General features: G+C 69.9%; 10 protein-coding genes and 1 pseudogene. 7 read left to right on the top strand and 4 right to left on the bottom strand.

Annotated features, from left to right (window positions below):
* The first annotated feature begins 250 nt into the window (after positions 1–250).
* The 3 genes and pseudogenes from ACWEOZ_RS11195 (at position 251) to ACWEOZ_RS11185 (ending at position 5,984) form a co-directional block, all read left to right on the top strand.
* Positions 251–553 (top strand): EthD family reductase, encoded by a 303-nt coding sequence (locus tag ACWEOZ_RS11195; protein WP_451910586.1) that lies wholly within the window; start codon positions 251–253, stop codon positions 551–553.
* An 83-nt stretch (positions 554–636) separates the two neighbouring features.
* Positions 637–2,989: pseudogene (locus tag ACWEOZ_RS11190) on the top strand (glycoside hydrolase family 65 protein).
* 91 nt (positions 2,990–3,080) lie between these two features.
* Positions 3,081–5,984, top strand: coding sequence for an MGH1-like glycoside hydrolase domain-containing protein (locus ACWEOZ_RS11185; RefSeq protein WP_451910585.1), 2,904 nt, complete (start codon positions 3,081–3,083; stop codon positions 5,982–5,984).
* A gap of 26 nt (positions 5,985–6,010) precedes the next feature.
* On the opposite strand, the gene ACWEOZ_RS11180 is transcribed toward ACWEOZ_RS11185, so the two are convergent.
* Positions 6,011–6,544, bottom strand: a complete 534-nt coding sequence (locus ACWEOZ_RS11180) for an SDR family NAD(P)-dependent oxidoreductase (protein WP_451910592.1) — start codon at positions 6,542–6,544, stop codon at positions 6,011–6,013.
* Between ACWEOZ_RS11180 and ACWEOZ_RS11175 the strand changes: the two genes are divergently transcribed.
* Positions 6,474–6,653, top strand: a complete 180-nt coding sequence (locus tag ACWEOZ_RS11175; protein ID WP_451910593.1) for a hypothetical protein — start codon at positions 6,474–6,476, stop codon at positions 6,651–6,653. The genes ACWEOZ_RS11180 and ACWEOZ_RS11175 overlap by 71 nt on opposite strands.
* A gap of 131 nt (positions 6,654–6,784) precedes the next feature.
* Here the strand turns inward: ACWEOZ_RS11175 and ACWEOZ_RS11170 are convergent, their stop codons facing one another.
* Both ACWEOZ_RS11170 and ACWEOZ_RS11165 read right to left on the bottom strand, forming a co-directional pair.
* Positions 6,785–8,206 (bottom strand): dihydrolipoyl dehydrogenase family protein, encoded by a 1,422-nt coding sequence (locus ACWEOZ_RS11170; protein ID WP_451910584.1) that lies wholly within the window; start codon positions 8,204–8,206, stop codon positions 6,785–6,787.
* A 1-nt stretch (position 8,207) separates the two neighbouring features.
* Entirely contained in the window at positions 8,208–8,834 is a 627-nt protein-coding gene (locus ACWEOZ_RS11165) for a hypothetical protein (protein ID WP_451910591.1), read from the bottom strand.
* Positions 8,835–8,950: 116 nt separating this feature from the next.
* On the opposite strand from ACWEOZ_RS11165, the gene ACWEOZ_RS11160 reads away from it, so the two are divergent.
* The 3 genes from ACWEOZ_RS11160 (at position 8,951) to ACWEOZ_RS11150 (ending at position 11,025) form a co-directional block, all read left to right on the top strand.
* Positions 8,951–9,565, top strand: coding sequence for a class I SAM-dependent DNA methyltransferase (locus ACWEOZ_RS11160; protein WP_451910583.1), 615 nt, complete (start codon positions 8,951–8,953; stop codon positions 9,563–9,565).
* Between the two features lie 99 nt (positions 9,566–9,664).
* Positions 9,665–10,177, top strand: a complete 513-nt coding sequence (locus ACWEOZ_RS11155; RefSeq protein ID WP_451910582.1) for an SRPBCC family protein — start codon at positions 9,665–9,667, stop codon at positions 10,175–10,177.
* On the top strand, positions 10,174–11,025 hold the full coding sequence (locus ACWEOZ_RS11150) for a helix-turn-helix transcriptional regulator (protein WP_451910581.1): 852 nt from the start codon (positions 10,174–10,176) through the stop codon (positions 11,023–11,025). Before ACWEOZ_RS11155 ends, ACWEOZ_RS11150 begins: the two co-directional genes overlap by 4 nt.
* Positions 11,026–11,036: 11 nt before the next feature.
* Here ACWEOZ_RS11150 and ACWEOZ_RS11145 read toward each other — a convergent pair whose 3' ends face one another.
* Positions 11,037–13,673, bottom strand: coding sequence for a ricin-type beta-trefoil lectin domain protein (locus tag ACWEOZ_RS11145; protein ID WP_451910590.1), 2,637 nt, complete (start codon positions 13,671–13,673; stop codon positions 11,037–11,039).
* Positions 13,674–14,116: the final 443 nt, after the last annotated feature.

Here is a 14,116-nt window from a genome sequence, read left to right as displayed (position 1 = left end):
CGTCTGGCTACACACCTACAACCACCACCGCGCCCACACCGCACTCGGAGGCCAACCACCCATCACCCGCGTCAACAACGGTCTTGGTCCCTACAGCTAGGTCCTGTTCGCGGCGGGTTCCCGCCGGCATCCGGCACAGGTAGAACGTTCGTTCTTGACAGTGGCGCAGGCTCTCTCTACGGTGGCAAGCAGAACGTTCGTTCCACCAGTGGGGGTTGATGACTCCTGCCGTCGGATCAAGGAGAGCGCCATGCCCACGAAGATCACGCTCATCATCGACAACCCCACGGACCCCGAAGCCTTCGAGCGGAGCTACGAGGACGTGAAGCGGGCCGCGGAGAAGTTCCCGAAGCTCCAGCGGCTCGAGTCGGCCAAGGTGTGGCCGAAGGAGGACGGCACGGCCACCCCCGCGTACCGGACCCTCGATCTGTACTTCGACAGCTACGAGGACGCCTCCGCCGCAGTCGCCACGGAGGCCGCCGCCGACCTCTTCGGTCGCCTCGTGGGAACCCAGGTCCCGTTCAAGGGAATTTTCTCCGACATCGAGGCGTAGCGTCGCCGAGGCGCCGGCGCGTTCGCGCAAGGCCGGACGGGCCGAATCCGATGCAGATCATCGAGCGGAGCGGGTCTGAACTCATGTTGGAACAACGCACATTCGCGATCGAGGCGTGGGCGATCCGGGAGACCGGGTTCGACCCCGGCAACCTCGGCCACACCGAGTCGGTCTTCGCTCTGGCCAACGGCCACATCGGACTGCGGGGCAACCTCGACGAGGGCGAACCGTACGGGCTGCCCGGCACGTATCTCAACTCGTTCTTCGAGTACCGTCCGCTGCCCTACGCCGAGGGCGGGTACGGCTATCCCGAGTCCGGGCAGGCCATCCTGAACGTCACCAACGGCAAGGTGCTGCGGCTCATGGTCGACGACGAGCCGCTGGACATCCGCTACGGCGACCTGCGTGGCCATGAACGGGTGCTGGACCTCCGCGCCGGCACCCTGACCAGGGAGCTGGAATGGGTCTCGCCCGCCGGCAAGGCGGTGCGCGTCCGCTCCGAGCGCCTGGTGTCGCTGGCGCAACGCGCCGTCGCGGCCATCCGGTACACGGTCAGCGCGGTGGACCAGCCCATTCTGGTGGTCGTGCAGTCCGAGCTCGTGGCCAACGAGGAGCTGCCCACCGGCGGCACCGACCCCCGGGTGGAGGCGGCGCTGGTCCAGCCGCTGCGGCCGGCGGCGCACTACCTCGACGACTCCGGAGTGACGCTGCTGCACCGTGTCGAGCAGTCCGGCCTGCGGATGGCCGCGACCATGGCCCACGAGATCGACGCCCCGGACGGCTTCCAGGTGCACACGTCGGCGCACGAGGACCTGGGCCGGACCACGGTCACCTGCCGGTTGCTGCCCGGTCAGCATCTGAGCATCGTCAAGTACCTCGCGTACGGCTGGTCGTCGCGGCGATCCCTGCCGGCCCTCAACGATCAGGTTCGCGCCGCCCGCTACCACGGCTTCGAGGGCCTGCTCGACGAGCAACGCCGCTACCTCACCGACTACTGGGACGGTGCCGACGTCGAGATCGAGGGCGACCCGCAGCTGCAACAGGCGGTCCGGTTCGCGCTCTTCCACGTGCTGCAGGCCGGGGCCCGGGCGGAGCGACGCGCGATCGCGGCCAAGGGCCTCACCGGTCCCGGGTACGACGGGCACACGTTCTGGGACACCGAGACCTTCGTGCTGCCGATGCTCAGCCACACCGCGCCCGAAGCCGCGGCTGACGCGTTGCGCTGGCGGCAGAGCATCCTCCCGCAGGCCCGGGACCGGGCCGGGCAGCTCGGCCTGTCCGGCGCCGCTTTTCCCCTGGCGCACCATCCGCGGCGCCGAGTGCTCCGGTTACTGGCCGGCCGGCACCGCTGCCTTCCACCTCAACGCGGACATCGCCGACGCGGTGATCCGGCACGTGCAGACGACCGGTGACATGGACTTCGAGCGGGAGGCCGGTGTGGAACTGCTGGTGGAGACCGCCCGGCTGTGGATGTCGCTCGGTCAGTACGCTCCGGACGGCGGTTTCCGCATCGACGGCGTCACCGGCCCCGACGAGTACAGCGCGGTGGCCGACAACAACGTCTACACGAACCTGATGGCGCAGCGGAACCTCGTCGGCGCCGCCGCGGCCTGCGACCGTCACCCCGGCAAGGCGGCTGAACTCGGTGTCGCCGCCGAGGAGCCGGCCGCGTGGCGGAGAGCCGCCGATAAGATGGTCATCCCCTTCGATGACAAGCTCGGGGTGCACGCTCAGTCGGAGGGTTTCACCAGCCATGGGCTGTGGGACTTCGCCGGCACCCCGGCCGGCCGGTATCCGCTGATGCTGCACTTCCCGTACTTCGACATCTATCGCAAGCAGGTCGTCAAGCAGGCCGACCTGGTCCTGGCGATGCAACTGTGCCCGGAGGCCTTCACGCCGGAGCAGAAGGCCCGCAACTTCGCCTATTACGAGCAGATCACCGTACGGGATTCCTCGTTGTCCGCTGCCACGCAGGCGGTCATCGCCGCCGAGACCGGCCACCTCGATCTGGCTTACGACTACCTGTGCGAAACCGCCCTGCTGGACCTCGGCGACCTGGCCGGCAACACCCCGCACGGCCTGCACATCGCCGCACTGGCCGGCGCCTGGAACGGCGTGGTCGCCGGCTTCGGCGGCCTGCGCCACCTCTCGGCCGGCCTCGCCCTCGCGCCGCGGCTGCCCGCGGCCCTGACCCGGATCGCGTTCCGGCTGCGCTGGCGCGGCCGGTGCCTGCGGGTGGAGATCACCCCGGACCAGGCGGTCTACCGGCTGGTGTACGGCGAAGACCTCCAGCTGCGTCACCACGGTGAGCCGATCACCGTGTCCCGGCACGGCTCGACTGCCCGAGCGATCCCCGCCCCGGGACCGGTCGAGCCGGTCCGCCAGCCACCGGGTCGTGAGCCGCTGGCCCGCCGCCTCCACAACGGACACGTCTGACCGCCGGCACGCTCCCCTCCGCATTGACGTAAATGAATCGCGCTGTTTGTATGTGTGCTAAGTCGGTCGTGCTGATGCTCGGAGGCGTGCGATGGCGTTCGTTCACGTGGGAGTCGTTGCGGTCATGGCCGCCGGTCTCCTCGCCCCCGCCCCGCCGGTGTATCCGCCGGTCGGCACGACGACCACCATCCTCGACCACGCCGCCCTGCTCGGCTCCACGCCGGAGCCGGCGTGGTACGAGGCGAACATCCCGTTCGTCGACGTGCCGGACACCGAGATCCGCGACACCTACTACTACCGGTGGCGCACCTTCAAGGAGGCCCTCAAGTACACCGGCCCGGCCGACGGCTGGATCGTCTCGGAATTCCTCGGCCCGGTCGGCTACTCCGCGCCCTCCGGTGGCATCGACGCGGCCGCCGGGCACCACCTCTACGAGGGGCGCTGGCTGCGCGACAGCCGCTACCTCGACGACTACCTGGACTACTGGCTCACCGGATCCGGCTCGGGCCCCAAGCCGGCCACCGAGGACCTGAACAGGAACACCACCGACTGGGCCCATCAGTACTCGTTCTGGGCGGTCGACGCGGCGGTCGCGCGGGCGCAGGTGAGCGGCGACTGGGGGTTCCTCATCGAGCGGCTGCCGGCGCTGCGCAAGCAGTACGAGGGCTGGAAGGCGACCAACTTCGACGCGGCCAAGGGCGTCTACTGGCAGACCCCGGTCTGGGACGCGATGGAGTACACCGCCGGGTCGTACCAGAGCTCGGATCCCTACCACGGCGGCGACGCCTACCGCCCCACGATCAACGCCTACCAGTACGGCGACGCCCGCGCCCTCGCCCAGGTGGAGCGCAAGGCCGGGAACCGCGGCAACGCCGACCGCCTCGACAAGCAGGCCGCCGACCTGCGCACCGCCGCCGAGAAGGTCCTCTGGGACCCGGAATCGTCGTTCTACAAGCACGTCCCGCTGGGCGGCACCGCCATCGCCGACCGGGAACAGATCGGGTACGTCCCGTGGTACTTCCACATGGCACCGTCGGGCAACGCCGCCGCGTGGGCCCAGCTGACCGACCCGCAGGGCTTTTCCGCCCCGTACGGGCCGACCACCACGGAGCGGCGCAGCCCGTGGTTCATGCACGACGCGCTCGCCGGCTGTTGCCGCTGGGACGGCCCGAGCTGGCCGTTCGCCACCAGCCAGACCCTGACCGCGCTGGCCAACCAGCTCATCGACTACCCGGCGCAGCCGTACGTGACCACCGCCGACTACGTCGATCTTCTGCACCGCTACGCCGTGACCCAGCGCAAGAACGGCCGGCCCTACGTGGCCGAGGCGCACCACCCCGACGAGGACCGCTGGATCTACGACGGGGCCGGGCACAGCGAGGACTACAACCACTCCACCTTCACCGACCTGGTGCTCTCCGGGCTGCTCGGCATCCGCCCGCAGGCCGGGAACACCGTACGGATCAACCCGCTCGCCCCCGGGTCGTGGACGCACTTCGCGGCGGAGAACGTGGCCTACCACGGGCACAACCTGAGCATCGGGTGGGACCGCGACGGGACCGCGTACGGCCGCGGCAGCGGCTTCCGGGTCTGGGTCGACGGTGTCCTGAAGCTGCACCGGCCCACGGTGGGCGACGTGACCATCGCGGTGCCGGCCGGCCCGTCCACGGCCCAGCCCGAGCTGGTGGACGATCTGGCCAACGTGACCGAGACCGGCTATCCCGCGGCTACCGCCTCCTACACCTGGTCCGGGGACACCCCGGCGAACGCCGTCGACGGCCAGGACTTCCACCTCGACGTGCCGACCACGCGCTGGTCCTCGTACGGCTCGCCGAACCGCAGCGACTGGCTCGCCGTCGATCTGGGCGCGGCCACCGTGATCTCGGACGTCCGCGTCGACTTCTACGACGACGGCGGCGGGGTACGCGTCCCTGACTCCTTCGCTCTGCAGTACCAGGACAGCGCCGGTTCCTGGCGCGACGTGCCCGGCCAGCAGCGGACACCGGCGACGCCGGTGGCCCGCGCGATCAACCGCATCCTGGTCGACCCACCCCTGACGACCGACCGGCTGCGCGTGGTGGCCGTCCGCGCCGACGGCGGCGCCACCGGCATCACCGCGCTGCAGGCGTGGCGGCGGCCCGACCCGCAGGTCTCGGTCGGCTTCGCCGAGACCTCGGTCGCCGTGAAGCCGGGGCAGCCGGTCACGGTGCATCCACAGGTACGGGCCGACCGGCCGGCCCGGCTCAGCCTCGAGGTGCCCCGCGGCTGGACGGCCCGGAAGCTGAACGACACCAGCTGGGCAGTCACCCCGGCGGCCGACGCGGACCCGGCTGCCGGTCTGCCGATCCGCGCGCTGGCCACCACGGATCGTGGCGTGAGCAGCGCGACCCTGGCGACCCGGTTCCAGTTCGACCCGGCCGACTATCCGGCCGTGGTGTGGGACGACGACTTCTCGACCGACCGGCTGTCCTCGTACCGTATCGACCGTCCGGCGGCCGAGCCCTCCCCCCGGCTCGCCGTGACCGACGGTGCGGTGGTCGCGACGGCGGACTCGCGCGCGTTCGCCGTCCTGGCCGCCCCGGTGAGTGGGGGCACCGTGGCCATCCTCGAGCCGTCCCGTTTCGCCGGCTCCGGTCCGGAGGACAGCGTGTTCCTGGGCTTCTCCTCCGGCGCCGCGAACAACGCACTGGCCTGGTACAACAACAATTTCGGTACGTCGGGCGCGGACGTGCGGACCGACGGCGCCGGCCGGCCCGAGGCGACCGGGGGTTGTTGCGCCGCGGTCCGGTGGAGCAGCGGTGACCGGATCGCCGTCCTGAACCGGTCCGGCAAGCTCACCACGTGGTGGGAACACGCCGGGCAGTGGTCGCTGCTGCACACCGCCCCGGTCGCGGCCGCGGTGCCTTCGAGCACGCTGGAGACCTGGTCGCCGGCCTTCGGGCTGCGGCTGGACGGCAACGCGCTGGCAGTCACCCGCTTCACCGTGCGCCGATAGCGCCGGCCCGGCCCGCTCCCCGATCCCTAGGTCAGATCAACGACCTCGTGCAGCCGCAGCCGCCGGTTGAAGGCGCCGGCCACCCGCGCGACCGCTCTGCGCGGCAGCAGGCGCGCGGCCCAGGTCATGAGCCGATTGATGCCGCGGCCCGGGTAGGAGGCGGTGCGGCCCCGGGCGTAGTCGTCGAGTGACTGGGCCGCGACGGTGGCCGGGGTGTCGGCGGCCGCCGGGTCGATCGTGGCCGAGGTGCCGTCGAAGAAGCCGGTCGCCACCGCGCCGGGATGCGCGGCCATGACGTGGACGCCGGTGCCGCGCAGCTCCTCGGCCAGGGCCTCGCTGAACGAGAGCACGAACGCCTTGGTGGCGGCATAGCTGGCCTGGTAGGGCAACGGCTGGAACGCCGCGGTGGAGGACACGTTGATGATCCCGCCGGAGCCGCGCGCGGCCATATCGCCGCCGATCGCGTGGGTCAGCGCGAGCACGCCGCTGATGTTGAGTCCGACCGTACGCAGCTGGGCCTCGAGGGGACGGCTGAGGAACGGGCCGGCGCTGCCCGAAATCCAGGCCGCGCTGGCAGGCAATCCCCTGGCGACGCTGAACGGCGACGAGCTACGCCGGCTCGTCATCCTGCTCAACCGCGCCCTCGGCACGACGCCCAGCCAGGGCTGAGCTCGCCGCCGGGTCTAAACATGGCCTCTGGCCACCCATCCCGCGACGGGTGACACCTACGAACAGCTGCACCAGGCCGGGCGATCTGTACGTCCGAGAATGTCGAGCGCGATGTCACGGCCACGCCGCGGTCAGCGGCCGTAGGTCTCCAGCAGGCGCAGCCACACCTCGCTGACGGTCGGGTACGACGGCACGGCGTGCCACAGCCGGTCCAGGGGAACCTCGCCGACGATGGCGATGGTCGCGGCGTGGATCAGCTCGGCGACGTCCGGCCCCGCGAAGGTGACACCGACGATCACCCGCCGGTCCTCGTCCACGACCATCCGGGCCTGTCCCTGATAGTCGTCCTGGTGCAGTGCGGAGCCCGCCACCGCACCCAGGTTGTAGTCGACGACCCGGGTCCGCAGTCCCGCCGCCTCGGCGGCGGCCGCGGTCAGCCCCACCGACGCCACTTCCGGATCGGTGAACACGACCTGCGGCACCGCCGCCTGGTCGGCCGTGGCCACGTGCCGGCCCCAGCGGCCGTCGTCGACCGCCTTACCCTGGGCGCGCGCCACGATGACGTCGCCCGCCGCGCGGGCCTGGTACTTGCCCTGGTGGGTCAGCAGCGCGCGCCGGTTCACGTCCCCCGCGGCATACAGCCAGCCGTCACCGTCGACCACGCGCAGAGTGTCGTCGACCGTGAGCCAGGTGCCGGGCTTGAGGCCGACGCTGTCCAGGCCGATGTCCACCGTGTTGGGCGTACGGCCGATCGCGACCAGGACCTCGTCGGCGTCGACCCGCTCGCCGTCGGTGAGCGTGAGGTGCACCGTGCCGTCACCGTCGCGAGTCACCGACGCGGCTTCGACTCCGGCGCGCACCGACACACCGGCTTCCCGGAGCGACGCGGTGACCAGCTCGCCCGCGAACGGCTCGGCCTGATGCAGGACACCGTCGCGGGCCAGCACAGTCACCGCGGAGCCGAGACTCGCGTACGCCGTCGCCATCTCCGCGGCGACCACGCCGCCACCGATGATGGCGAGCCGTCCGGGAATCTTGCTCGCGGCGGCCGCCTCACGGCTGGTCCACGGCTGCGCCTCCCGCAGACCCGGGATGTCCGGCAGCAGGGCGCTGCTGCCGGTCGCCACGACCACCGCATGGCGAGCGGTGAGAGTGACCACCGCGCCGTCGGCACCGGTCACCTCGACGACCCGGTCACCGGCGATCCGTCCCTGACCACGGTGCAGCGCGATCCCGGCCGACTCCAGCCAGGACACCTGACCGTCGTCCTTCCAGTGCGAGGCGAAGGAGTCCCGGCGGCGCAGCACGGCCGCCGCGTCCAGGTCACCGGTCACCGCCTCCCGGGCACCGGGCAGGCGGCGGGCCGCCCGGAGCGCGGAGGCGCTGCGCAGCAACGCCTTGGTCGGCATGCAGGCCCAGTACGAGCATTCACCGCCGACCAGTTCCCGCTCCACGATCGCGGCGGTCAGACCGCCCTGGACGACCCGGTCGGCCACGTTCTCCCCGACCGGACCGGCGCCGATCACCACGACGTCGTACGTGATGGTCTCCATGTCAGTTTCCCTTCGCGCCGCGGCCGAGCCGCAATGCCGAGATGAGGAAGAAGACGCCACCCGCGATGGCGTAGCCCGCCGCGTTCGCGAGCGTCGGATCGTCGGCACCGGCCGATGCGAGGAACGACCCACCGACCAGCACCGACAGGCCCCCGCTGATGATCATCGGCCACTGGCCGCCCAGCTTGCGGCGCGTGACGCCCACGATCAGCTGGACCAGGCCGGCCAGGATCGCCCACGCACCCCACACCCGCAGCACCGCCGGAATGCCGGATGCGGCGGCAGCACCCACGCCGATCGCCGTGACCAGGCTGACCGCCATGTTGACGTACAGCAGCGCGGGCGAGCCGGACGTGCGTGACGAACGCGCGTCGACGACGGCCGCACCGGCGTCGAACAACGGATACAGCACGAGCAGGACGGCCGCGAGCGGGCCGATCTCCTTGGCGGTCGTGAACAGCAGCAGGGCCCAGACGACGGCGAACGCGAAGCGGACGAAGTACAGCCGCCGGAGGGCGGACGCGGTTGGCGAGAGACCGGGCGAAGCAGTAATAGAGCTCATCGTGATCCTTCCTGAGCTGGGAAGAACGATCGTTCTGTCCAGATCACCATCGCAGGCCGGTCTCACGATTGTCAAGACGGAACGTTCTACCTATCGATGGGGAGGGTCTCGTAGCCGCCACACCCGCACGGGGGCCTTCAGGCCGATCGAAAGGCCAGTCGAACTGGTTCTAGAGTGGCGCGGTGAGCAGTGAGTCGGTCCGTGATGCTTACTCGGACATGTCGGAGCAGTACATCGCCTTGTTCGGTGGTGACTGGCAGGCACACGCGGAGGACACCGCCCTCGTCCGAGGCCACCTCGGCGGCATGGACGGCACGGTGCTCGATCTCGGTTGCGGGCCCGGGCATTGGACGGCCTACCTGCATGCACTGGGTACCGACGTGACCGGCGTCGACTGGGTGCCCGAGTTCATCGACTACGCCCGGACGCACTTTCCCGGGCCGGAGTTCCGGCTCGCATCGATGACCGGCCTGGACCTTCCCGACCGTTCGGTGTCCGGCATCCTCGCCTGGTACTCGACCATCCACCTACCGCCGGCCGAGCTGGACGCTGTGCTGGCTGGCTTCCACCGGATCCTCTCCCCTTCCGGAAGGCTGGTGATCGGCTTCTTCGACAGCGATGACGGGGTGGCCGCGTTCGACCACAAGGTCCATACGGCGTACCGCTGGCCTGTCGACGAGTTCTCCGCCCGCCTGAGCAGAGCCGGCTTCACCGAGCTTCAGCGCATCAGGCAGCAATTCCCGGACCGTCCGGACCGCAAGTACGCCGCCATCGCGGCAACGGCCGTCGCGTCATAGCCTCCGGCGGACCCGGTCAGTCCCGAGGCTGTGTACTGCCGGTACCACGGACGGACGGGTGTCTGCCCATCGCACCGCCACCGGCCGATCCTTGATCACATGACCACAGCACTGATCACCCGAACCGACCGCACCGTCCCGATCACCGTCCTTACTCGCACCTCCGCGAGCCCGGCGACGACGTTCCGGATCGTCGCGCCGATCGATCTGGCTCGTGTCTTCCGGCCCTTCGGCCCGCTGCCCGGGGTGGCGCGGGTGGAGGGCCAGACCGCCGCGTGGGACCGGTCGGGCGTGTCCCGCAGCCCGGTCTTCACCGACGGTTCGCGGGTTCGCGAGGCGCTCACCGAGTACGTCGACGGGCACGGGTTCGCGTACGAGCTGACCGGATTCACCAACGTCCTGGCCCGGTTGGCGGCCGGAGTGCGGGGCGAGTTCTCCTTCCTGCCGGACGGCACGGGCACGGTGATCCGGTGGACGTACGAGTTCAAGCCGCTGACCGGGCGCCGATGGGTCATCGCCGGCCCGTTCGCGCTGTTGTGGAGCCGGTACATGCAACGCGCGCTGGACCGGATGGCGGCCGTGGTCGAGGAGTCGGCGATCATGGAGGGGTGAACGTGGTGAGCTTCGGTGTGCTGCTGCGCGGGTGGCGGGACCGGCTGGACCCGGCCGACGCCGGACTGCCCCGGTCCCCCCGACGCCGTGCCCGTGGCCTGCGCCGGGAGGAGCTGGCCCAGCTGGCCGGCCTCTCGGTCGAGTACGTTCTGCGCCTCGAGCAGGGCCGCGCCACGAACCCGTCGGCACAGGTCGTCGCCGCGATCACCCGCGCCCTGCAGCTGACCCGCGGTGAGCGCGACCAGCTGTACCGGGCCGCCGGGCTGTTGCCGCCGCAGGACAGCGTCGTCGACGACCACGTGCCGCCCGGCATCCAGCGGCTCTGCGCGCGGCTCGGGGACGTTCCGATCGGGGTGTTCGCCGCCGACTGGACCCTGCTCTGGTGGAACGACATGTGGACCGCCCTGCACGGCGACCCCTCCACCGTGCCGGAACAGGAACGTAACCTCGCCCGAATGGTGTTCGGCACCGGCGAGGGACACGCCTACCTGCGGCCGATGCGTTCCTCGGCCGGGTGGGACAGGTTCGAGACGGCGCTCGTCGCCGATCTGCGCGACGTCGTCGCCCGGCATCCCGGCGACGCGCACCTCGCCACGCTGATCTCCGCGCTGCGCCGGACGTCCCCGTCGTTCGACCGGTTCTGGCGGACGGTGGCAACGGCCACGCTGGCCAGCGACGAGAAGACCATCACGCACCCCACCGTCGGCGAGATCACGGTCGATTGCGACGTCCTCACCGTCCCCGGTGCTGATCTGCGCATCGTCACCTACACGACGGCGGCCGGCAGCGAGAACGACGCGAAACTCGACCTGTTACGCAACACCGCCGCCAGGTTCCGAGCGGGCTGAACCTCGTCGGATCAGGTGCGGAGGGTCCAGCGCTGATTCGTACCACCGCTGCACGACCAGAGGATCAGCTTCGTGCCGTTCGCGGTGGCGGCGTTGCTGGCGTCCAGGCACAGGCCGGACTGGGCACTGGAGATGCTGCCGTCGGTGTTGACGTTCCATTGCTGGTTGGCCCCGCCGTGACAGTCCCAGATGATGACCGCGGTGCCGTTCGCCGTGCCGTTGCCGTACGCATCCAGGCACTTGTTGCCGTACACCGTCAGTTGCCTGCCGGTGCCGTAGGCCCACCGCTGCTTGCTGCTGCCGTCGCAGTCCCACAGCTGCACCTGCGTGCCGTTGGCGGTCGCGGCGTTGGGCACGTCGACGCACCGGCCGGACTGGCCCCCGACGAGCTGCCCGGCCTGCGGGGAGCCGCCGCCACCCTGCTGCCGGACGAGCGACCGGGACTCGGCCGACCGGTTGCCCTGGGCGTCGAGGACGAAGAGCCGGTAGTCACCCGGCGACGACGGAACAGCGATGGAGGTGGCGTTCCCGGCGGCCGAGGTCATCGTCGGCCCAGCCGTGAAGGTCGTCGTGCCGGACGGCGCCAGCCAGATCGTCCGGGTCGCGTCGCCGGTGCCACGGACGGGGATCGTGGCGCTCCCGCCGCCGACGAAGGTGCTGGCCGGCAGGACGTGATCCGGTACGGCGCGCGGGGCGAGGTCCCGGAAGGGCTCCTGCAACCCGGAGTTCACTGCGATGGCGTACGCCGTAGCCGGCCAGACATAGTCGGACGACACCAGGATGTCCTGCACGGTGCTGTTGGGCAGGTTCTTGTTCGACACCTTGTTGATCGGCCCGTATGTCGTCGTGATGCTCAGGTCGTGCTTGCGACCGAAGTCGTCGGAGTTGATCAGCCAGGTGACGTTCTTGTCGACGCTGAGGACGTTGTTCCGGAAGGTGAGGTACGCCGAACCCTCGTCGGGATGCAGGCCGTACTTGTGGCCGGCCGGCACGCCCTGCAGATAGTTGTCGGTGATGGTGGTTCCGGGCTGGCTGCCGAGCGTGTAGATCGGGGCCGTGTCGCTGAGGCGCTGCACCGTGTCGATGATGTGGTTGTGGCTGATCGTGTTGTTCCGCGCCGTCGTGGTGGGACGGTTCGGCGCGATCGAGCCGGATGACCCGTCGAAGTTCCACCAGCCCCAGCCGAGGGTGATGCCGGACCAGGGTGCCTTCTCGATCCGGTTGTACTGCACGGTCAGGGTGTCGACGAAGTACGCCGACACGGGACTGTGACCGTTGAAGAGCACCGCACTGTCGTACAGGTAGTTGTTCTTGATCTCGATGTTCTTCGGCAGCCCTTCGACCTGGGCCGGGTACTTCTCCCGGTTGGCGGAGGTGTGGTCGCCGATGTAGACGTGCTGCGGGTGCCCGACCGAGACTGCGGAGCCGGCCACATCGTTGGTGTAGTTGCCGATCAGCTGACTGCCCTGGACGTCGTTGAGCAGGCTGATGCCGTCGGCGCCGGTGTGCTGGAAGCGGTTGCGCTGAAAGAGAATTCCGTCGGCGTTCTGCACCTCGATCATGCCGGGGGTGACGTCGACGTTGCGGTAGTAGTAGACGTGGAAGTTCTGCTTGGCGTACGCGATCGCGCCGAGGTTGCCCTGCTGCGCCTGCTTGAACGACGATCCGGCCACGGTGAAGAGGTTCCAGTCGGAGTGCTGGACGGTGAGGCCGGAGAAGGTGATGTTGCGGGCGTGGCTGCTCGTCGAGGTGCCCGAAACCCGCAGCAGGGTGGTCACGTTGCCGGGTGCGAAGACCGACGCGGTCGACATGTTCTCGGCGTCGGCCTTGTAGTAGTAGAGCGTCCGGCTGGTCTTGTCGAAGAAGAACTCGCCCGGCGCGTCCAGGAACTCGTAGGCGTTCATCACCTTGTGGGAGCCGCCGACCTGTGCGTTGCCGTTGAAGGCGCCCTGGGCGATGGCCGCGCCCGGCTGCTGGAACAGCGCGATCCGGCTGCCGCCCTCGGTCGTCACCTGACGGACCCCGACGATGGCCGAGGTCCAGGTCGTCGACGTTTCGATCTCGAGGTCATCCTGGTTGGCGGCGATGGCCGGGAAGTCAGCCGTGCTGTATCGGGAGCCGGCGCACTGCGAGCCCGATTCCCACGCCCACGCCGCCTGCCCGGCGGTGATCGTGTACGACCCGTAGCAGCCGGACGAGGCGATCGTCTTCGAGGCCATGGACGCCCGCTTGTCGTTGACGTAGAGCGCGCGCAGCTTGTTGCTCCGGTCGAGCGGGGCCTTCCAGATGTTGCCGGCGTGCTGGCTCCAGCCGGTCACCCGGGTGCCACCCTCGAGAATCGGGGTCTCGCCGGGATAGGCGGCGTAGCTGACCCGGTAGTTGTTGGTCCCCGAATCGAGCGGCCCGAATTCGATGGTGCTGCCCACGGGGTAACTGCCACCGCGCACATACACCTGGATGTCGCCGGTCATGTTCCCGTTGACAGTCCGGACCACGTCGCGAGCGCGTTGCAAGGTCCGGAACGGTGCCGAGATCGATCCTGGGCCGGCGTCGTCCCCGTCGGCCGCGACGTAGTAGGTCGCCTGCACCGCGGCGGCGGCCGGAGCGCCGCGACCGGCCACACCCACCGACGTGGCGGCGATGACCATCGCGGCGGCCAGCAGCGACTTCCCCAGAATCTTCACGTGGCGCTCCCTCGCTTCATCCAGGATCGATCGCACCGTTCCGATGTCATTGAGCGCCGACAATATAGACAGATGATTTCACGCTTTACAAGGCGGCAACGTTAAGGGAATTCGGTTTACCCGGCGCTCTCGGCGTAACACTTTTTGAAGTCATTTTCATCGTTCGTCAAAACGCTTGCTTTCCCGATCGTGCCGCCCGCGAGCAGGAGCTCATCGATGCCCGGCCACCGATGCTGGCCGACTTCCGGGCCGATCGCGCCGGCTCCGGGGCGACCCCGACCAGCCGGAACTCTCACCGAGGCGTTCGCCGGCGTGCAGACCCTGTGGCTGCTCACGCCGATGGCCAGGAGGCGCCGCCGACGGCCCGGTGACCGGCCGGCGGATCCTCGTGACGGGCGGGCCGGCCG

This window comes from Actinoplanes sp. NPDC004185, assembly GCF_053603475.1.
Note: the sequence above shows the minus strand (reverse complement) of the source record. Positions and strands in the feature narration are given on the sequence as shown.

Bases quoted from the DNA above. Each gene is read 5' to 3' on its own strand.
- ACWEOZ_RS11145 (WP_451910590.1), bottom strand. From the start codon at position 13,673: ATGGTCATCGCCGCCACGTCGGTGGGTGTGGCCGGTCGCGGCGCTCCG.
- ACWEOZ_RS11170 (WP_451910584.1), bottom strand. From the start codon at position 8,206: ATGGAGACCATCACGTACGACGTCGTGGTGATCGGCGCCGGTCCGGTC.
- ACWEOZ_RS11155 (WP_451910582.1), top strand. From the start codon at position 9,665: ATGACCACAGCACTGATCACCCGAACCGACCGCACCGTCCCGATCACC.
- ACWEOZ_RS11185 (WP_451910585.1), top strand. From the start codon at position 3,081: ATGGCGTTCGTTCACGTGGGAGTCGTTGCGGTCATGGCCGCCGGTCTC.
- ACWEOZ_RS11195 (WP_451910586.1), top strand. From the start codon at position 251: ATGCCCACGAAGATCACGCTCATCATCGACAACCCCACGGACCCCGAA.
- ACWEOZ_RS11175 (WP_451910593.1), top strand. From the start codon at position 6,474: ATGTTGAGTCCGACCGTACGCAGCTGGGCCTCGAGGGGACGGCTGAGG.